The sequence below is a fragment of the Nibribacter ruber genome, from assembly GCF_009913235.1.
Taxonomy (GTDB): domain Bacteria; phylum Bacteroidota; class Bacteroidia; order Cytophagales; family Hymenobacteraceae; genus Nibribacter; species Nibribacter ruber.
In genome coordinates this window covers 546,485-565,368 of the sequence record NZ_CP047897.1, presented here as the reverse complement: position 1 = coordinate 565,368, position 18,884 = coordinate 546,485, and the positions used below count along the sequence as shown (strand labels likewise).

Below are 18,884 nucleotides of genomic sequence, written 5' to 3'. Positions count from 1 at the left end.
CACCTCCGCTGATGCAGATTTTATTTCAAAGAAGCGGTAGCAGCGGGCGGTACCGGTTTCTTTTTACCGGTAGAGAAGGAAATAGGCACGCTAGAACCTTTTGGAGAAACCCGTACGTAGCCTTGCATCTCCTGGTGCAGTGCAGAGCAGAAGTCAGTGCAGTAGAACGGATACACCCCGGTTTTTTTAGGGATCCATTTCAGAGACTGCGTTGCACCTGGCATGATGAGGGTCTCTGCATTGTTGGCGCCCATTACGGCAAACCCGTGCGGTACGTCCCAGTCTTGCTCCAGGTTGGTTACGTGGAAGTTCACCGTATCTCCTACTTGTATGCCTTCAATGTTGTCAGGCGTTAAGTGGCTTCTGATGGCGGTCATTTTCACGGTCACTACGTTGCCTTTGCGGGTCACGCTCACGTCGCTTTCCTTTTTAGCGGCCTGCGGGTGAGAGTTTTCATCCAGCTTAAAGAACTTGACGCTTTTTGGCGCAATCAGGTCTGCTTTAATGCCTTGGGCGTAATGCGGCTCAGCCACGGTAGGGAAATCAAGGAGCATCTTCATCTTGTCTCCGCTGATGTCAATAAGCTGGGCAGAGTGCATCAACTCAGGACCGGTAGGCAAGAAGCGGTCTTTGGTGATTTTGTTCATCACCACCAGGTACTTGCCATATGGCTCTCTGGTGTCACCACCCGGAATCATCAAGTGACCAGGTGAGTAGTACACCGGCATTCTGTCTTTTACCTGTAGGTCTTTCAAGCTCCATTTCACCACTTCAGAAGACACGAACATGGTAGAATAAGCATTGCCTTTGCCGTCAAACTCAGTGTGCAATGGCCCTAAGCCTGGTTCTTTCACCTCGCCTTGCAGCACGGCTTCATACTTCAGCACTGGAATGCCGTTTTTCTCGCCGTCAAACTGCTTGTTCTCAATAGCCTTCATCATTTTAGAGAAAGAGAAGACAGGCAGCGTAGAAGCTAGTTTACCGTTCACTACCATGAACTCACCGGTTGGGTCTACGTCAATGCCGTGCGGTGATTTAGGCGCTGGCAGCAAGTACATCATACCCGGGCAGTCTTCTGGTAACAGGTAGCGCACTTTCTTTTTGATGGTAGACTTGGCAGAGTGGGTACCATGGTCCAGCTTGTTGTGATAGTAGTTGGCTGGCATTTCCTTGGCTTTCCCCTCAGCGGCATATTTGGCCGCCAGTTTCCAGTTAATGGCCGCTAAATAGTCACGGTCATTCTGTGAGGCGCCCAGTTCTTTCAAAGTACCGGCTTTCTCTGTGTTGTAGGTGGTAAAGAACACCCAGTCATTAGACGGGCCTTTGCCCCCATTGGCTAAGTCATAGTCAAACCCTGGCACCAGAACCTGGAAATCCAACTCCATGTCTCCCTTCTCCTGGTCTACTTTAATAAAGGAGATGGAACCTCTGAACTTGTCTTTGTAATCCTCCATGCTCACATCGGCGGTGCCGCCTTTCATGTCCAGAGGAACACTGAAGCGGGTACCGGCCAGTACGTACTCATTGTTGTTAGTTGGGTACGGTGAGCAGTGGTTACCGGCGCTGTTGGGTATCTCCATGATTTCCACGGTTTCAAACGTGGACAGGTCTACCCGGGCTACGCGAGGGGTGTTGTTGCCATTCACAAACAACCAGCGCCCATCGGTCATGCCGTCTTTGCGCGACAGTTTAGGGTGGTGCAAGTCATCCCAGGGAATAAAGCCGTGCGACGTCTGCAACATGGCCTTTGTCTCCTCATTGTACCCGTACCCGTTTTCAGGGAACTGGGAGAAGACCGGGATGATTTTTAACAGACGCCCCGAAGGAATGCCATAGACAGACACCTGCCCGTTAAAACCACCTGAGAGAAAAGAATACAGCTCATCATGCTTGCCCGGCGCCACGTATACTTTTGAGGCGGCGTCTGCATCTAGGCCGGCGGCGGCTCCCCCGCCTTCGCCAGCGCCCGTCTTGTTGCAGCTTTGCAAAGCTGAACCAGCGGCTAGCGATAGCAGAAGGGCAGCTTTAGGGGCGGATTTCCAGAATCTGTTGACCAGAGTTTCCATTTGGATTTTTGTTTAGGGTACTTATATGGCTTTATCGTTTTTTCTCAGGAACTCAAGAAGCGCGCGTGCGTCTGCCTCGTTGATGTTCTGGTTGGTCATCTGGGTAAGGTGCTCGGACAACAGTTTCTTAGCGGTAGGATCTTTCTGGGTCATCTCCTGTGGGTTGATGATCATGTTCATGATCCATTCAGGCTTGCGTCTTTCAGTTACGCCGGCCAAGCCAGGGCCTACTACTTTCTGGTCAGAGACCTGGTGGCAGGCAGAGCATTTGCCTTCAAAGATAGATTTGCCGGTTTCGGCTAGGGCCTGGTCTATGTCTGCGCCCACCTCAACGGTTTTAACGGGGCCTACTCCTTTCCCATCATCTTCCACTGCTGCTTCTGCAGGGGCAGATGCCTGGGCAGCATCCTGTTCTTTTTTGTATTGGTCGGCGTAGCCTTCATTGCTGCCAGAGGAGCAACTGAAAAGGAAGGCACCGCCCACTAAAATTCCCAAGCTTAGAAGCTTACCCGCTCTAAACCGCTGGTTGAGCAGGCTGGTCCAATGTAAAGTCAGTTTTTTCATAATGATTACGGTTAGCGTTTGATGAATTTTGCATTGATTACGATGTAAAAGTAGGGTCCGTTTCTAACTCAATAGAGGACTTCTAACTCTTTTATTAATGATATCCGTCACTTTCTTCTGAAGACCAGAGGCAGTTCCCGGCTAAAAAGAGCCCCAAATCTGGACGGCGCTATATTGTACTTTTATATATGTAATGGTGGATGGTTGGCTACGAACCTGCAACCGGATAAGATTAAAAGATGCTAACGCGCTCACCTAAAGCCTCATACCTTTAGAATGGCTTCAGACTTAACTTGCCTATGACGAAACAGCAGATTTTACCGGAAATTTTTTTTGAAAAAAAATATAATCCTACCCAGAAACAGCTCTTTCACCGAGCCTTTTCAGTCAATAATAGTAAGGCCCATGAAAAACTTTCTGCCTTTCTCTTGGTTATGCAAGGCATTAATCTTTCATGCTCCAGATAGAGAACTTAAAGTACTTACTAAGATCGTTTTTGGCCAGTTTTCCAGAAAACAACCCAAAAACGACAAAGGCCGGCCATCATAGCCTGGCTCACCATATAAGAATAAGGAAATGTACTTAAGATAGAAGAGTAAATATGTCACCAGAGCACGGCCATTCCCTTAAAGGACCTTCCACCCTAATATGACAGTCTACTTCAAGCACTGCGGCTTACTGGTATTGGTAGAAGATGCCGTGGTAAAATGGCGTCCAGACGCTGGCTTTCTGGCCAGATGCTTTAAGACCGTTGTTGGCCCAGGTGTTGCAGGTGTAGAAAAGGTTGTAGCTGCCCTTGGCCTCATAGAAAGCGTCATTGAGCCCGTAGTTGGCATTGGTTTGGATGGGAATAGGCAAGCCTTTGGCATCTAAGTCAAATCGGCTTTTGATGTATTTAATGAGGCGGTTGTATTGTTGCACGCTGATCTGAATGCGCTTGCAGTCCTCTGACTCCTGCATCTGCTGGTAGAAGGTGGCGTGAATGGCCGCGTTGCTCAAGCCGGTGGCGGCTTTAAAGGCCGTACTTACTTTTAAATCTGCCCACGTGGGCGTCTCCAGATAAAACCCTTTGTCGCCCCAGCCAAACGCCACCCAGTTGGCGGTACTGTCCTGGCCTTTGGTATGCTGGTAGCTGATGTAGCGGTTCCAGTTGTAGAGTTCATGCCGCACCGGCACCACCAGGTCTGTATGCACCCCGTTGGTGAGAATGTAAATAGTCACTTCTTGCCGGGTCTGCGGCTCTTTGTCAATGCCCCATCTGGACAGCACAAACGCCACCAGAAAATACACCAGCACAAAACCCAGGACAGACAGAAGAATATAACCGGCAACCAGCAAGACCCTTTTCACTTTAAGATGGTACATGAGACTGTTTCTCTTACTCTTAACCCTGCCTCAAGGATTCAATTTCCTGAATATATTTTAACGTTGGTTTTGAGCTTCAGGAAAATCAGTGTCCTTTATAGGAATGCCAAGCCACCAAGTTTAAATTCAGCCGATGGAAACCTCGTTTTTGGCGTATTTCCCAGAAAACAGCCAAAAAACGGTTGGTCTCCCTCCCTCCTTTCTTTGATTGAGAAAACCGCCCGGCTTTCCGGCATGATTGCGTATTTTTGCAGGCACTTCTTCCCTTACCTTTAAGATTACCTGCAGTTCCATGAAATTTGACACCGCCTCGCTCACCAGCTTAGCCATCCACCACGTGGGCAACAAAGGACTAGAGCAGAAACTCACCGTCTCTGAGAATCCCTTTGCCCCCGGCGACGGCCTCACCGAGAAGCTGGAAAAGTTCTTTCTCACCAAATTTGCCACAGCGCATGAGCGGTTCAAATTCACGCACGCCTCTTCGCTCAAATTCAATGAAGTGTACAGCTACTGTGAGAACATCTTCGCCGACAAGGAGACCTTTCATGAGAACTCCAAGAACATTGCCCGGCACCTGTTTGAAAGCTCCAGCCACCCCAAGATAAAACCCGGCGAACTCTACGTCTGCCACTTCATCAACTGCGAGGTAGACGAGCGCGTAGTAGAGGCCGTGGGTATTTTCAAGACCGAGGTAAAAAGCGGTTACTTTGACGTGCAGCGCAAAAACCGCGACTACACCATTTCTTACCTGGAAGGAATTGACAGCAACAAGTTTGACAAAGGCTGCATCATCTTCAACACCCAACCAGAGGACGGTTTCATAGTGGCCATCATTGACAACCAGAACCGCGGCGAAGAAGCCCAATACTGGCGCACCAACTTTTTAGGCCTCACCCAGATCAGCAATGAATTCCACCAGACCAGCCATTTCCTAAACCTCACCAAAGAGTTCATCTCTGAGCGCCTGACAGAGGAGTTTGAAGTAGAGAAAACCGACCAGATCGCGCTCCTGAACAAGTCTGCCGAATACTTCACCAAGCACGAGACCTTTGACAAGGAAGAATTTGAAACCGAGGTGTTTGGCCAGCAGCCAGAGCTCATAGAGTCCTTCCGGAACTTTGACGGCGAGTACCGCCAGAACTATGAAGTGGAGATTGAAGACAGCTTCGGGATTTCTACGCAGGCCGTCAAAAAACAGTCCCGCGTCTTTAAAAGCGTCTTAAAACTGGACAAGAACTTTCACGTGTACATTCACGGCAACAAGGACATGATCATCAAAGGAGAAGATGCTGACGGCCGCAAGTTCTACAAGCTGTACTTTGACGAAGAAGAAGTAAGCTAGACCGCTTTTGGCCTCATTTCTGGAAAACAGCCCAAAAACGAGTTTCCCTCGCTCCTGCTGCCAACGGTAAATAAACCAGGAAGTGAAAGGGATGAACTACAGGATTACTAAAAGCAAAAGGCCGCCGCTAATGATTAGCGGCGGCCTTTTGTATGTTTAAATAATGAAGCGTTATGCTTTGAACTCCTGCTGCGCAACAGGCATTACAAAACCGTATTCTTCATTTCGCATTTCGTCTTCATCTGAGCGGTGTACCAGGGTACTGGCGGCAGAAAGAGCCACGGCAATCACCAGCGCCGGCCAGAAGCCTTTGATTTCAAAGTTGCGCACCAGCTTGTCGGCTATTTTAATGACAATGGCAGACACAATCACCTTCACGATGAACTCCAGCAGGAAGAAAGTAACCAAATTCAACACGAAAGATAGCAACCAGCCAATCAAGATGTTGAGAATTCCTACCAGAACGGCTACCCAAAGGGCCGTCCAAAAGCTCTTGATGGTGACTTGCGGTAAAATGTAAGCTAGGAGCAACAGCACCCCGGCGCTCACGAGTAGGTCAAGAAGATAATTCAGCATGTTTTTTCATAGTTAGGTAGAACAGTAGTTTTATACTGGCATTGCTGCCAGGCTGAGGGTTATACTCCACAAGGCGGGCTAAGGTTAAAGCGCTTTGCCGCAGGAACTTACCAACACATTTTGCAGAACCAGCCAGTCTTCTGGTGATCCCAGCGCAAACTTTTGGTTCACCTCCAGCTCCAGGCCGGCGTATTCTTCTGGTGTGTGCTTTCTCCTGAGCAGCGTGACAAAACCGTCTGCCGTGCCTTTGTACGGGTAATTGTACCTGATCTTGTAGTCTCCGTCCAGCCGGCTGATTTCCTGGCGCCATTTAGAGGCAAACAGCTGCTCGCGCTCCCGGCCGGGGTTGTACAGCAGACCAATGTCGGCTTTGCGTTTCTCGCCGTCCAGCACCGGCGTGAAGCTATGCACGGAAATGTGCAGCACTTGATAGCCCTCCTGAATCCAGTCGTGGATCTGTTCTTCTACTTTCTGGCGATAAGGCAGATAATGCTGCGTGATGATCTGGCGCTTCTCCTCTTCCTGCAGCGGCTGCGTGAACTCAGAGAAAAGCCTGGGATGGTGTCTTGACCTATTCAACTCTACCAGAAGCCGGCTGGTGGTACTGTAAAAAGCCTTGTCTGCATACGGTGCATTGGCAAACTTCTGGAACAAGTCCAAGGCGCCCAGGTCATAGCCGCGGTGCGAGGTCAAGGCTCCTTCTGCGCCATCAAAGGCAGCATTGAACTCCTGGGGAATTTCATTGCCGCCATGCTCACAGGTAAACAGTACTTTTCGTTTGTCCAGACTCATGGAAGGAACAAGTTGTTTTCACTTAAGCAATTCGAAAGTTTTCGGTAAATGGTTTTAATTTCTTCTAAAGTGGGACTTGAGCCCAGGGCTTGTAACAAACGCTCTGCCAAGCACCCCTGCTGTAGAATCTGTTCCAGGGCAGTATTTATTTCAGCGTCCAGCACGCCTTTTTGTTGCACCTTTTCCCAAAGCGCCTGCCACACGTCTGCCACGGTTTTTGTCTTTTCTGAGAAGCCCAGCGCCTGTAAATAAGAAGTGTCCAGAATCTCCGTTTTTCGGCCTTTTTCCAGACTTTGAACGAAAACTGAGGCCAGGGAAGCCGTGTCTATTTTCTGCTGTTCCTCATATGAACTACGCTCCTCTGAAACCAGCATTTTCAACACTTCCACGATGAGGGAAACCAGGGCCACGTCAGCGAGCGGGCATTCCTGGTTGTCAATGACGCGAATTTCAATGGCTCCCCGGCTGAACCTGGCAATGGCCCCTCTGGAATTGAGGAACTCCTCCTGTAATATGCCGTCTGGATCAAAAGGCGCAATGGCCCGGAACATGGGCTCAAAGATTTGCTCCTGGTAGTGCTGCTGGGTAAAAACGGCTTCGGGGACTACGGCTCCTGCTATCTGCGGCACCTTCTGTTGGTTTTTACGGTACACTTCCAGGCGGGTATCCAAAAAGCCCGTCACCTTGCCATCCAAAACCGGTGAGGCTGCGCAAATACCTGGGAGCAAGGGCAAGATCAACCGGATGGCGGCGTGTAACCTGCCAAACTCCTCATCATTAGAGAAAGGCAGGTTTAGGTGCGTGCTTTGCAGGTTGGCCCAGCCGTGGCCTTGGCAGTTGAACACCTTATTGTATGCCTCATAAATCTCACTGGAATCATGCGGCCACAGCCTGGTTTCTGTAAACGGGTCCATGAATGGGTGCGCGCCGGTGGGTAGCAGCATACCGTTCATGGGCGCCAGCAGTTCATTGATTCTGGTCACCTGTTGGTGAAACTTCTGGTGCAGGCCGTGCAAAGTGGTGGTGGGTCCATTGGTTTTGAGTTCCAGCACGTGCATCACCAGTTCATTGGACCAGGCCATGTCTCCGCGCTCAACGTCTGAGGTGAGTTCACCCGCTTCTGCTTGAAGCACCTGATCTGCAATGGGCAGAATCTCAAGGGTCTCCCGGTCTACCAGCATGTATTCCATTTCCAGGCCGAAGCCGGCAAACAAACCTAACTTTTTAACTGGGCTCATGGGTGTTGCTGTTCACTAGGTTTTTCTGTAAGTCAATGCGTCGTTTGATAGACTTTAAGATGGTGAGGTAGAGATCTTTTTTCAAAATCTGGTCCTCTACACCGGCGTCTATGTTCGGGTTGTCATTCACCTCAATGATGTAAGCCTTGCCGTCTATCTCTTTCAAGTCAACCCCATAGAGACCATCTCCAATGAGATTGGCGGCTTTCATGGCGGTGTGCAAAACAAAGAAAGGCACGTCGGCAAATGGCACAGTCTCAAAATCACCGGCTACGTCTTTCTTTTTACCGTCCCAGTTGTAAATCTGCCAGTGGTCTTTGGCCATGAAATATTTGCAGGCATACAGCGGTTGCTTGTCAAGAATGCCTATGCGCCAGTCAAAGTCTGTGGGTGTAAACTCCTGGCCAATGATGAGGTCAGATTCATAGAGCATCTCTTTGAGTTCTTCCTGAAGCTCCTCCTGGGTCTTCACCTTCACCACGCCTTGGGAGAAGGAACTGTCTGGTTTTTTTAGGACGCAGGGCAGCCCCAGCTCTTCAATCACGCGGTCACAGTTGTCGCGGTGAATGATCATGGTCTTTGGTATGTTCACCTTGGCCTTGGTCAACAGTTCTGCCAGGTACACTTTGTTAGTACACCTTAGAATGGAAACCGGATCATCAATCACCACCAGGCCGTCTGCGTGCGCCCGCCGAGCAAAACGGTAGGTATGGTGGTTCACTGACGTGGTTTCCCTAATAAAGAGCGCGTCAAACTCAGAAAGCCGCCGGTAGTCTTCTTTGGTGATGAGTTCAGTGTAAAACCCGAGCGCGCCTGCGGCTTCAATGAAGTTTTGCAGGGCCTTGTCATTTGATGGTGGATCTTTCTCTGCCGGGTTCACCAGAATGGCCAGGTCATAGACCTTCTTGCTCACCCGCGCGCTGGAGAACCGATTTCTGGCAAAATAGGCCTTGGCGTATTTGAGCAGATAGCGCACATGGTGCTCAGGTACCTCGTTCACGGGAATAGGCGAAATGCTCTCCAACACCCACTCTTTGTTGTACACAAACTGCGCGCGCAACAACGGGGCCTGAAACAAATCATGCAACTGCTTGCTCAGCTTCTCATACTGCTTGGCCACGTTCTGCCCGAAGTAGATGCTCAGCGTGAAGCTCTTGGACTTGAGTTTGGACAGGCTTTTCTGAATAGTCTCATTTATTTCATCCGTAATGGCCCGCACAATGGTCTGCGACTTCATGTCCTGGATGGTGGTCACGTTGGGGATGGCCCGGTGTCCCCTGGCTTCGGCCAGCAGAGACACGTAATAGCCGCTGCTCTGGTATTTATAGGAACGGCACAGGTTAAACACCCGCGCGCTTTTCATTTCAATGTAGGTGGGGTCTGTGAGATAGCGTTGCGCATCTACCACTTCTACCTCCTCAATGTCAATGTCCCAGTCTTTGGGGTTGTTGACCACTACTATTTTGCGCATGTATATTTATGGGGGTTATTCTCTGGTGAGATAAGATTATTTAGGCTGAATGACCAGCAAGTTGGCGTCATAGGTGACAATGCCCAGCATGATGGCATTGATCAACCGGGGCGTGGGCACGTTGTAATAGTTGTTCCGGAACAGCGGATTTTCCTGATAAGGGTCTGCCACAATCACGTGCTCTTTGTCCTGGTCATCTACAAAGCCAGCTAACACCACAAAATGGCCCATGGGGTGGCCGCGCACATCGTCAAAGATGGACTCGTCGCGTTCATTGGTCCGCTCGCGGGCACAGTTGTACAGATACGTGGCACTCAGCCCCGAAAGCAACGGAATGCCCTGTGAAAAATACTGATCCAGTAATTCTCTTGTAAGGTCTTTGTACCTGAGTTCGCCGCCCAGGCTCAGGAATTCAATGTAGGCCTGCGTGGCAATCTGCAGCTTGGGGTCCTGTTTGTACTCAAGCTGCTCCTGCAGGTTGGCAATGATCTTCTCATTGCTCATTTTGAACCACGTAGGGTCAAAGACATGCAGATTGTAAGAGTAAATGTGCGCCTTGTACCCCCGCTTTAAGGCATGGGAACCCAGCAGAACCGCCAGCGTGCCCCCATCCTCCAGAAAAGAAACTTCAGAGATGACCTGGTCCAGTGACACATCATCCTTAAAGTATTGGTAGACCGCGTGTAAGCTGGTAGGCCCACAAGTAGAATCATCTGGCTGAGTTAAAATCTGAAGCTTATTTAATAAGGCAACTGGTAGCACAAGCGTTCATTTTGGGTTGGTTGGTGCCTCTTATACGTGATTCATTCAGGGAGTTGTAAACTAATTTTAGGAAGTTTCGCGTATAAAACTTTGGATGAAGAGCCGGCCGTTGAGCGTCAATGGCTATATTTACCCGAAGGCATTAAAACCTTTTGGCGTTATATTGCTTTCTGAAAATAACAGCCCTCTTGTCCCGGACAAGATCAACCGTCTGCTCTGGCAGATGCGCTAATGACTCCTTATGCCTGACAATTTGAAAAAAGATACTACCTACCGGACCATAGTTATTGACGATGACGACCTGAGCCGCTTGATTCTGGAACGTCACATTCAGGCTACCCCCTCTCTGGAACTGGTGAAGAGTTTCAATTCCAGCAAAGAAGGATTGGTCTGGCTTTTGAAGAATGACGGCGTAGACCTTCTGTTTTTGGACGTAGAAATGCCGGAGATGTCTGGATTGGAATTGCTGCGCACGCTACCTAAAAAGCCGCACACAATTTTAATCACCTCGCACAAAGACTTTGCCGTGCAGGCCTTTGAACTGCAGGTATCTGACTACCTGTTAAAGCCCGTAGATTTTGCCCGCTTCACCCAGGCCGTGAACAACACAGTGCAGAAGTTGGAAGCAAGCAGCGGTGCCGTTCTGGCCGCCGTGCAACCAGACGAGCTGTTTGTGAAGGTAGACAACAAGATCATCAAGGTGAACCTGCAAAACATTGCTTTTATTGAAGCCCGCGGCGACTATGTGGTCATCAACACAGACACCAAAAAACACATTGTCTACACCACCATGAGCGCCATAGACCAGAAGCTGCCGCAAGACCAATTCATGCGCATTCACCGCTCGTTCATCATCAACTTAAAGCGCATTGAGCTCATTGAAGATGATTCTGTGTTCATGCAGGATAAGTACATTCCCATTGGGGGTTCTTACCAAAGTAAATTCTACGGCCGCATTAACAAGCTGTAGTAATTGCATAAAAGCCAAGGCCCGTTTTTAGGCTGTTTTCTGTAAAACAGCCTAAAAACGGGCCTTGGCTTTTAAAGGTAATGGAATCCCTACTCTCTTGGTTTATGCCGACTTTCCAGCACCTGTACCACCTCTGCCAAAGACAATCCTGAGGCCTCCAGCAACACTAGTAAGTGGAAGAGCAAATCAGCGGCTTCGCCTTTCATGGTTTCGGTTTGGCCGGCCACGGCATCAATTACTACTTCTACGGCTTCCTCTCCTACTTTCTGGGCCATTTTGTTGAGGCCTTTGTCAAACAGGAAGTTGGTGTAAGAACCCTCTATGGGATTTCTGCGCCGCTCTTTAATGGTCTGCTCCAATTTGGCGATGAACTGCAAGGCTTGCTCTGTGGGTGTGAAGTTCTGGAAGCTTCTCAGGTGATAGGAAGTAGAATCACCTTCCGTGTCAAAGCACGTTTCAGTATTCCGGTGACAGGCCGGGCCGCTGGGGTCTACCAAAATGAGAAGGGTGTCTTGGTCGCAGTCTAATTCTACTTTTACCACCTTCAAGGTATTCCCCGAAGTTTCTCCCTTCGTCCAGAGTCGGTTCTTGGAGCGGGAGAAAAAAGTAACCAGGCCAGTAGACTGCGTCTTCTGAAAAGCCTCTTCGTTCATGTAGCCCAGCATCAATACTTTTCCGGTGGCGGCATTCTGGATGATGGCGGGCACCAGCCCCTCTCCTTTATTGAAATCTATGGTCATAATTTTGGGATACTAGACAGTAGATGTTAGACAATAGACTTTGCTCGAATTTACGCTGAAGTCCATCATCTAAAATCTAGCGTCTAAATACTAGCATCTAATGTCTATTTTATTTTCGGCTAAGAATTTCTTCAGGCCGGGCAGCGGAACTTCCTGAAAGTGAAAGATACTGGCGGCCAACGCGGCATCTGCCCCGGCTTCAAACACATCCAGGAAATGTTGCGCATTCCCGGCGCCGCCCGAGGCAATGACCGGCACCCGCACGTTGCGCGAAATTTCACCGGTAATGTCTAAGGCAAAACCGCTCTTGGTCCCGTCATTGCTCATGGAAGTAAGCAGAATTTCACCGGCACCGCGCTCCACTACTTCCCTGGCCCAGTCTAAAGCTCTCAGGCCCGTGTCTAGCGTGCCCGCCTTGCTGAAAACCTTCCAGCCTTCTGGTGTGCTTTTAGTGTCTATGGCCACGGTAACGCACTGGCTCCCGAACCTGCTTGCCAGCTCTGTAATTAGTTCTGGCCGGTGAATGGCTGATGAGTTGATGGACACTTTATCGGCGCCGTTTTGCAAGAGTACTTCCACGTCTTCCACTGCACTGATGCCGCCGCCCACTGTGAACGGAATGTCTATGTGGCGGGCCACTTCGCGCACCAGTTCCACCAGGGTCTTGCGCTTCTCATTGGTGGCCGTGATGTCCAGAAACACCAATTCGTCTGCGCCCTGTTTTGCGTACAAGGCCGCCAATTCTACCGGGTCACCGGCATCTCTGATATCTTCAAAACGCACGCCCTTTACGGTACGGCCGTTCTTGATATCCAAGCAGGGTATTATTCGTTTTGTGAGCATGCTAAATAACCTCCTTTGCTAAATCTTCCAACTTGATGGTCCCCTCATAAATGGCTTTGCCAATAATGGCACCGTGCAAACCCGCTTCATGCAATTGCCGAACTTCTTCAATGGTGGTGACGCCCCCGCTGGCAATGAACTGCAACGTGGGGAACCGCTCTAGCAAACGTTGATACACTTCTATGGAAGAACCTTGCAGCTTGCCATCTTTGCTGACATCGGTGCAGATGAACGTTTTTGCGCCCTTTTCAGAAAAAGAGGCCAAAAACGACTCCAGCGTTAAATCGCTCTGCTCGGCCCAGGCGTTGATGGCAATGCGGTTGTCTTTGAAATCTGCTCCTACAATGATGCGGTCGGCACCGTACTCCTGCAGCCAGGCTTCTACCGTCTGCGGCTCCCGGACGGCAATGCTACCTGCCGTAATTTGCTGCGCACCCGCGTCAAACGCCTGCCGGACGGCTTCTGAACTTTGCAATCCCCCGCCGTAGTCAATGATCAATTTAGTTTGTCTGGCGATGCGTTCCAGCACCGGCAAATTCACCGGCTTCTTGGCGCGGGCACCGTCCAAATCCACCAAATGCAGGCGACGCAGCCCGAGACCCTCAAACTGTTTGGCCACTTCTACGGGGTCAGAATGGTAGGTAGTCTGCTGGGAAAAATCTCCTTCTGTAAGGCGTACGCACTGGCCGCCAATCAAGTCAATAGCCGGAATAATGTCCATGGCTTAAAGGTTTAGGAAGTTCTGGAGAATGTGCGCCCCCGCCGGGCCGCTTTTCTCTGTATGAAACTGTACCGCATAAAAGTTCTTGTACTGCAACGCCGCACTGAACGGCTCTGGATACGAACTCTGGGCAATGGTATATTCCGTTACCGGGGCGTAGAAACTGTGCACGAAATACGCATATTCATCCTCCTGTATGCCAGTAAACAAATCACTCTGGAGATGGTGCAGGTTGTTCCAGCCCATGTGCGGCACTTTAATGGCCGCATCAAACTTCTTCACCTGCACCGGAATAATGCCCAGCAGATCAGTATCTCCTTCTTCTGAATGCTGACACAACAGTTGCATGCCTAGACAAACGCCCAGAAACGGTTGTGTTAACGTGGGTAACAGCGTATCCAGGTTATTGGCCTTCAAGGCGCGCATGGCCGAGGATGCCTCCCCAACTCCCGGGAAAATCACCTTGTCGGCGCTCTTGATTTCTTCTGCGTTGGACGTCACCGTGGCCTGAGCCCCCAATCTCTCCAAGGCGAAGAGGACGCTCTGCACGTTTCCGGCTTTATAATCTACAATTACTATTTTCATTACAGAATGCCTTTGGTACTAGGTATTTCCATCTTGTTCACGTCACGCACCAGTGCCATTTTAATGGCTTTAGCCACCGCTTTGAAGATGGCTTCAATTTTATGGTGCTCGTTTTCGCCCTCGGCCTTGATGTTTAGGTTGGACTTTGACGCGTCTGAGAACGATTTGAAGAAGTGCATGAACATCTCAGTGGGCATGTCTCCTACTTTTTCGCGGGTAAACTTAGCATCCCATACCAACCATGGTCTTCCAGAGAAATCAATGGCGGCGTGTACCAAGGCATCATCCATGGGCAGCAGGAAGCCGTACCGACTGATGCCGCGTTTGTCGCTAATGGCTTGCGCAAACGCTTCTCCTAATGCCAGTGCCGTATCTTCAATGGTGTGGTGCTCATCAATGTGAAGATCGCCTTTCACGTGAATGCGCATGTCTACGCCGCTGTGGCGCGCCAGCTGGTCCAACATATGGTCAAAGAACCCCAGGCCGGTCTGCATGTCAGACTTGCCTTCGCCGTCCAGATTGATCTCTACGCTGATCTGTGTTTCATTGGTGTTGCGCTGGATGGTGGCTTTGCGGGCAGGCAGACGCAGGAAGTTGTAAATGGCATCCCAGTCAGTGCTCACGAATGTTGCCTCTTCATTAGCGGCCTCTTGCAACAGAATGCTCTTAGCACCCAGGTTGTGGGCCATCTGCACGTCTGTGAGGCGGTCCCCGATTACATACGAGTTCGCTAAGTCATAGTCACCGGTCAGGTATTGGCTTAGCATACCCAGTCGCGGCTTGCGGTTGGGGCTGTTCTCGTGCTCAAAACTGCGGTCAATGTGGATGTGGGCAAACTTAATGCCTTCGCCTTCCAGAATCTCCAGCATCTTGTTCTGGTAGGGCCAGAAAGTATCTTCAGGGTAAGAATCAGTGCCTAATCCATCCTGGTTGGTAACCATCACAAACTCATAGTCCAGCTCGGTGTAGATTTTGTAGAGGTTCCGTAGGACCTTCGGGTAGAATGAAAACTTTTCAAACGAGTCTACCTGATAATCAGTGGGCGGTTCCAGGAGAATGGTCCCGTCGCGGTCAATGAATAAAACTTTTTTCATTTGTTTTTTAGTAGCACGCACCGTGTAGTAAGTAGCACGATATTGGTTTAATGTTTATTGGCTAAAGCGTTTGCTTATGCCTGTGTATTGTTGGTTTTCGGGCTAATTCCTGAAAAATAGCCTAAAAACGACAGGAACTTCTCTTTTCAACTCTAGCGAGAGACTTAAGGCTCCCACTAAAATGAAGCAAGTCTGGAGACCCAAGGCAGCATCCTTCCAGCTTCTTCCATTTTAGCCTGTTTCTCAGAAAACAGACCAAAAACGCTTTCTAAACTTTCTGCGTGGCGGCAATTGAATGCAACGCCTCCAGCAGGTTATCGTTTTCTGCGGGGGTTCCCACGGTTATGCGCAGGCAGTTGGCGCAACCCGGTTGGTTGGAACGGTTCCGGACTACCACGCCGCGTTCCAGCAGAAAGCTATACAGTTCATTGGCATTGGGCACCTGCACCAGCACGAAGTTGGCATCTGACGGATAAACCTTCTCCATCAAGGGCAAAGCTTCAAACGCTTGTAACAGTCGGGTCCGTTCATCCATGATAACTTGAAGCATATCTTGCAGTTGCGCGGTCTTATCCAACGCATCACTTACCAACCCCTGCGTGACTACGTTGATATTGTAAGGCGGCTTTATCTTGTTCAGGTAGCCAATGATTTCTGGAGAAGCGAAAGCCATTCCCAGCCGCAGGCCCGCCATTCCCCAGGCTTTGGAAAGTGTCTGCAGGACAACCAAGTTAGGAAATTCGTCCAGGCGCGTGCTCCAGCTGGGCTGATCCGTGAAATCAATATAGGCTTCATCTACCACCACCAAGCCATTGAAGGTCTGAATGAGATTTTCAACCGTGGCGTGCTCCAGGACATTACCGGTGGGGTTATTGGGTGAGCACAGGAAAAGGATTTTGGTGCGCTCGGTTTGTTTTTCGGCTATTTTCTGGAAAACAGGCTGAAAACGCTCATCTAGCGGCACTCGCTGAATGCCCACGTTGTGGATGTTGGCGCTCACCTCATACATGCCGTACGTGGGGGGCAACAACAACACCTCGTCCTGGCCCGGTTCACACACCAGACGCACCAGCAAATCAATGGCCTCGTCAGAACCGTTGCCTATGAAAATCTGCTCTGGCTTGACACCTTTCAGCTTGGCCAGTTTTTCCTTGATGGTTTTCTGGTAGGGATCTGGGTAGCGGTTGTAGTCTACTCCGCCGGCCAGGCTACCCAGGTTGTTTTCGTTGGCGTCCAGAAAGACGCTGGCTTCGCCCTCAAATTCATCACGCGCCGAAGAATACGGTTTCAGTGACTTCAAGTGCGGACGGATGAAATTATCTATGGTAAACATGTTTCAAATTTGGAGATTTGGAAATGTGCAGATGGGAAGATGGTATTCTCCCTTTGCATATTTTCCTTTATTTCTTTTCATCAATATCATTTGAAGTGTGGAAGTGAGACAGAAATCAATTTCACATCTCCACATTTTCAAATTTTCAAATCCCTTTAGTTAGCCTAATCGTCACGGCATGCTTATGTGCGTGCAACCCTTCGGCTTCAGCCATGATTTCTACGGCGGGTCCGATGCGCTCCAATCCTTCGCGGGTTACTTGTTGGAAGGTGATTTTCTTCATGAAGCTGTCCAGGGAAACACCGCTGTAGTTGCGGGCGTAGCCGTTGGTAGGCAAAGTATGATTAGTGCCTGAAGCATAGTCTCCTACAGATTCTGGGCTAAAGTGCCCCATGAAGACTGAACCCGCCTGTGTGACTTGTTCGGCTAGCGTTTCGGGTTCCTCAACGGAGAGAATCAAGTGCTCTGGTGCGTAGAGATTAGAGAAAGCCAACGCCTCTTCCAATGACCTCACCACTACTCCAATGCTGTTGGTCAAGGCCTGTTCTGCTACCGTCTGGCGAGGCAATTTGGCTACTTGTTCTGCCACCGCAGCCTGGACGTTTTTGAGCTGTTTTTCTGAATTCGTGACAAAAACGACTTGGGAGTCGGGGCCGTGTTCTGCCTGCGAAAGTAAGTCGGCGGCCACAAAGTCTGCCTCCGCGGAGTCATCAGCAATCACCAGGACTTCTGACGGGCCAGCCGGCATGTCTATGGCGACGCCCATTTGCGTGACCATCTGCTTGGCGGCGGTTACGTACTGATTGCCTGGTCCAAAAATCTTATCTACCGCTGGCACCGTCTCCGTCCCGAAGGCCATTGCCGCAATGGCTTGCGCGCCTCCCGCTTTCAAGATGCGTTTGATCCCTAGCCGGTGGGCGGTGTAGAGAATGGTGGCGTTGATGGAACCGTTAGTGCCGGGAGGAGTGGCCAAAATGATTTCGCGGCAGCCGGCCAGTTGGGCAGGAATTCCTAACATGAGCAACGTAGAGAATAAGGGCGCTGAACCTCCCGGTATGTACAAGCCCACTTTCTGGATGCCCACTGATTTACGCCAGCACGTGACGCCTGGCATGGTTTCTATCTGTTGTACCGGCTCTCGTTGCGCCTCATGAAACCGCTTTACGTTGGCATACGCTACCTCAATGGCTTGTTTCAACTCCTCGCTTACTTCAGGCAGGGCCGCCGCTACTTCTTCATCGCTTACCCAAACACTCTGCAGGGTGGCTTTGTCAAACTTTGTGGCCAATTCCATTAAAGCTGCATCGCCGCGCTGTTGTACCAGGTCAAAGGTCTGCTGTACTCCCTCCCGCAACTGGTCCAGCTTCTGCACGGGCCGTTGGGTTAAAACTGGCCATTTTTCCTTCTTAGGATATAGATAGGTTCTCATCTTAGCCGATCATTTTTTCAATGGGAACTACCAGAATACCTTCGGCGCCGGCTTCTTTCAACTTCTGGATGATGTCCCAGAAATCATCTTCATTCACCACCGAGTGCAAAGAACTCCAACCTTCTTCAGCCAAAGGAATAATGGTGGGAGACTTAATGCCGGGCAACAAGGGTTTTATTTGCGGAATGGCAGAATTTGGGGCGTTTAAGACTACGTACTTAGACTTTTGGGCCTGCTGCACGGCTTCCATCCTGAACAATAGCTGTTGCAGGAGACGATTCTTTTCAGCGTCCAGGTTCTGGTTAGAGATCAAGACCGCCTCAGATTTGAAAACCGTTTCTACCTCGCGCAAGCCATTGCTGATGAGCGTTGAACCAGAACTTACTATGTCACAGACGGCATCTGCTAAGCCAATGCTTGGGGCAATCTCCACAGACCCACTAATGGTGTGAATGTCGGCTTGTACGCCTTTGGAGGTTAAGAATTCTTGCAGCAGGTTGGGGTAGGAAGTGGCAATGCTTTTGCCTTTCAAAGAGGTAACGTCTGTGTAGGCTTCGCCCTTAGACACTGCCAAGGAAAGACGGCATTTGCTAAAGCCCAGGTTCTTGACAGACAGCGCCTGCAGGCCTTCCTCCACCAACACGTTCTGGCCCACAATGCCAATGTCTGCCACACCATCGGCTACGTAGCCCGGAATGTCGTCGTCGCGCAGGAACAAGATCTCTAGGGGAAAATTGGTGGCTTCGGTTTTTAGCTTAGAGCTGGTACTGATAAAGGAAATGCCGCACTCCCGAATTAATTTGAGAGAGTCATCTGACAAGCGACCGGATTTTTGAATGGCTAACCGGATCATGGATTATGAGGTTACGAAAAGAATGGATACGAAAGAATACAAGAAACAACCAGCGGAGCTTGTTGTTTACAAGCACTGGATATAGATGGGGCCCAGCCCCAGAATGGGCGATATGATGTTACAATTCCTCCTAGGAGGAA

Annotated in this window: 18 protein-coding genes; 2 read left to right on the top strand and 16 right to left on the bottom strand. The window is 50.0% G+C overall.

All coding sequences use genetic code 11. The annotated features are described in order from the left end of the window. Positions 1-20: 20 nt before the first annotated feature. The 3 genes from nosZ to GU926_RS02420 all read right to left on the bottom strand — a co-directional run bounded on the left by nosZ (position 21) and on the right by GU926_RS02420 (position 3,995). Positions 21-2,066 (bottom strand): Sec-dependent nitrous-oxide reductase, encoded by a 2,046-nt coding sequence (nosZ, locus tag GU926_RS02430; RefSeq protein WP_160688678.1) that lies wholly within the window; start codon positions 2,064-2,066, stop codon positions 21-23. Positions 2,067-2,087: 21 nt separating this feature from the next. After that, positions 2,088-2,630, bottom strand: coding sequence for a c-type cytochrome (locus GU926_RS02425; RefSeq protein ID WP_160688676.1), 543 nt, complete (start codon positions 2,628-2,630; stop codon positions 2,088-2,090). A 675-nt stretch (positions 2,631-3,305) separates the two neighbouring features. After that, positions 3,306-3,995, bottom strand: coding sequence for a TIGR02117 family protein (locus GU926_RS02420; RefSeq protein ID WP_160688674.1), 690 nt, complete (start codon positions 3,993-3,995; stop codon positions 3,306-3,308). Positions 3,996-4,287: 292 nt separating this feature from the next. Between GU926_RS02420 and GU926_RS02415 the strand changes: the two genes are divergently transcribed. Beyond that, a complete protein-coding gene (locus tag GU926_RS02415) occupies positions 4,288-5,337 on the top strand; it encodes a nucleoid-associated protein (RefSeq protein ID WP_160688672.1) in 1,050 nt (349 codons plus the stop codon). Positions 5,338-5,508: 171 nt separating this feature from the next. Here the strand turns inward: GU926_RS02415 and GU926_RS02410 are convergent, their stop codons facing one another. The 5 genes from GU926_RS02410 to GU926_RS02390 all read right to left on the bottom strand — a co-directional run bounded on the left by GU926_RS02410 (position 5,509) and on the right by GU926_RS02390 (position 10,176). After that, complete coding sequence (locus GU926_RS02410) at positions 5,509-5,913, bottom strand: phage holin family protein (protein ID WP_232058406.1); 405 nt, start codon at positions 5,911-5,913, stop codon at positions 5,509-5,511. An 84-nt stretch (positions 5,914-5,997) separates the two neighbouring features. Beyond that, on the bottom strand, positions 5,998-6,705 hold the full coding sequence (locus tag GU926_RS02405; protein WP_160688670.1) for an N-formylglutamate amidohydrolase: 708 nt from the start codon (positions 6,703-6,705) through the stop codon (positions 5,998-6,000). Then, a complete protein-coding gene (locus GU926_RS02400; RefSeq protein WP_160688668.1) occupies positions 6,702-7,943 on the bottom strand; it encodes a carboxylate-amine ligase in 1,242 nt (413 codons plus the stop codon). Before GU926_RS02400 ends, GU926_RS02405 begins: the two co-directional genes overlap by 4 nt. Further along, positions 7,930-9,414, bottom strand: coding sequence for a RimK family protein (locus tag GU926_RS02395; RefSeq protein WP_160688666.1), 1,485 nt, complete (start codon positions 9,412-9,414; stop codon positions 7,930-7,932). Before GU926_RS02395 ends, GU926_RS02400 begins: the two co-directional genes overlap by 14 nt. Before the next feature lie 36 nt (positions 9,415-9,450). Then, a complete protein-coding gene (locus GU926_RS02390) occupies positions 9,451-10,176 on the bottom strand; it encodes a peptidase-C39 like family protein (RefSeq protein WP_160688664.1) in 726 nt (241 codons plus the stop codon). Between the two features lie 253 nt (positions 10,177-10,429). Here GU926_RS02390 and GU926_RS02385 point away from each other — a divergent pair, with 253 nt between their 5' ends. Then, complete coding sequence (locus GU926_RS02385; RefSeq protein WP_160688662.1) at positions 10,430-11,146, top strand: LytR/AlgR family response regulator transcription factor; 717 nt, start codon at positions 10,430-10,432, stop codon at positions 11,144-11,146. Between the two features lie 89 nt (positions 11,147-11,235). Here the strand turns inward: GU926_RS02385 and hisIE are convergent, their stop codons facing one another. The 8 genes from hisIE to hisG all read right to left on the bottom strand — a co-directional run bounded on the left by hisIE (position 11,236) and on the right by hisG (position 18,744). After that, complete coding sequence (hisIE, locus tag GU926_RS02380) at positions 11,236-11,886, bottom strand: bifunctional phosphoribosyl-AMP cyclohydrolase/phosphoribosyl-ATP diphosphatase HisIE (protein WP_160688660.1); 651 nt, start codon at positions 11,884-11,886, stop codon at positions 11,236-11,238. A gap of 90 nt (positions 11,887-11,976) precedes the next feature. After that, positions 11,977-12,729 (bottom strand): imidazole glycerol phosphate synthase subunit HisF, encoded by a 753-nt coding sequence (gene hisF / locus GU926_RS02375; RefSeq protein WP_160688658.1) that lies wholly within the window; start codon positions 12,727-12,729, stop codon positions 11,977-11,979. Between the two features lies 1 nt (position 12,730). Beyond that, the gene (gene hisA / locus GU926_RS02370; RefSeq protein ID WP_160688656.1) at positions 12,731-13,450 is read right to left on the bottom strand and encodes a 1-(5-phosphoribosyl)-5-[(5-phosphoribosylamino)methylideneamino]imidazole-4-carboxamide isomerase; all 720 of its coding nucleotides are present in this window, start codon (positions 13,448-13,450) and stop codon (positions 12,731-12,733) included. A gap of 3 nt (positions 13,451-13,453) precedes the next feature. Continuing rightward, a complete protein-coding gene (hisH, locus tag GU926_RS02365; protein WP_160688654.1) occupies positions 13,454-14,035 on the bottom strand; it encodes an imidazole glycerol phosphate synthase subunit HisH in 582 nt (193 codons plus the stop codon). Further along, positions 14,035-15,129 (bottom strand): bifunctional histidinol-phosphatase/imidazoleglycerol-phosphate dehydratase HisB, encoded by a 1,095-nt coding sequence (hisB, locus tag GU926_RS02360; RefSeq protein WP_160688652.1) that lies wholly within the window; start codon positions 15,127-15,129, stop codon positions 14,035-14,037. Before hisB ends, hisH begins: the two co-directional genes overlap by 1 nt. A 268-nt stretch (positions 15,130-15,397) precedes the next feature. Continuing rightward, complete coding sequence (hisC, locus tag GU926_RS02355; protein WP_160688650.1) at positions 15,398-16,462, bottom strand: histidinol-phosphate transaminase; 1,065 nt, start codon at positions 16,460-16,462, stop codon at positions 15,398-15,400. Between the two features lie 145 nt (positions 16,463-16,607). Beyond that, positions 16,608-17,891: a histidinol dehydrogenase gene (gene hisD, locus GU926_RS02350; protein ID WP_160688648.1), complete on the bottom strand. Its 1,284-nt coding sequence runs from the start codon at positions 17,889-17,891 to the stop codon at positions 16,608-16,610. A gap of 1 nt (position 17,892) precedes the next feature. After that, positions 17,893-18,744 (bottom strand): ATP phosphoribosyltransferase, encoded by an 852-nt coding sequence (gene hisG / locus GU926_RS02345; protein WP_160688646.1) that lies wholly within the window; start codon positions 18,742-18,744, stop codon positions 17,893-17,895. Positions 18,745-18,884: the final 140 nt, after the last annotated feature.

Coding starts and splice junctions, on each gene's coding strand:
- nosZ (WP_160688678.1), bottom strand. CDS start 2,066: ATGGAAACTCTGGTCAACAGATTCTGGAAATCCGCCCCTAAAGCTGCC.
- GU926_RS02425 (WP_160688676.1), bottom strand. CDS start 2,630: ATGAAAAAACTGACTTTACATTGGACCAGCCTGCTCAACCAGCGGTTT.
- GU926_RS02420 (WP_160688674.1), bottom strand. CDS start 3,995: ATGTACCATCTTAAAGTGAAAAGGGTCTTGCTGGTTGCCGGTTATATT.
- GU926_RS02415 (WP_160688672.1), top strand. CDS start 4,288: ATGAAATTTGACACCGCCTCGCTCACCAGCTTAGCCATCCACCACGTG.
- GU926_RS02410 (WP_232058406.1), bottom strand. CDS start 5,913: ATGCTGAATTATCTTCTTGACCTACTCGTGAGCGCCGGGGTGCTGTTG.
- GU926_RS02405 (WP_160688670.1), bottom strand. CDS start 6,705: ATGAGTCTGGACAAACGAAAAGTACTGTTTACCTGTGAGCATGGCGGC.
- GU926_RS02400 (WP_160688668.1), bottom strand. CDS start 7,943: ATGAGCCCAGTTAAAAAGTTAGGTTTGTTTGCCGGCTTCGGCCTGGAA.
- GU926_RS02395 (WP_160688666.1), bottom strand. CDS start 9,414: ATGCGCAAAATAGTAGTGGTCAACAACCCCAAAGACTGGGACATTGAC.
- hisIE (WP_160688660.1), bottom strand. CDS start 11,886: ATGACCATAGATTTCAATAAAGGAGAGGGGCTGGTGCCCGCCATCATC.
- hisF (WP_160688658.1), bottom strand. CDS start 12,729: ATGCTCACAAAACGAATAATACCCTGCTTGGATATCAAGAACGGCCGT.
- hisA (WP_160688656.1), bottom strand. CDS start 13,450: ATGGACATTATTCCGGCTATTGACTTGATTGGCGGCCAGTGCGTACGC.
- hisH (WP_160688654.1), bottom strand. CDS start 14,035: ATGAAAATAGTAATTGTAGATTATAAAGCCGGAAACGTGCAGAGCGTC.
- hisB (WP_160688652.1), bottom strand. CDS start 15,129: ATGAAAAAAGTTTTATTCATTGACCGCGACGGGACCATTCTCCTGGAA.
- hisC (WP_160688650.1), bottom strand. CDS start 16,462: ATGTTTACCATAGATAATTTCATCCGTCCGCACTTGAAGTCACTGAAA.
- hisD (WP_160688648.1), bottom strand. CDS start 17,891: ATGAGAACCTATCTATATCCTAAGAAGGAAAAATGGCCAGTTTTAACC.
- hisG (WP_160688646.1), bottom strand. CDS start 18,744: ATGATCCGGTTAGCCATTCAAAAATCCGGTCGCTTGTCAGATGACTCT.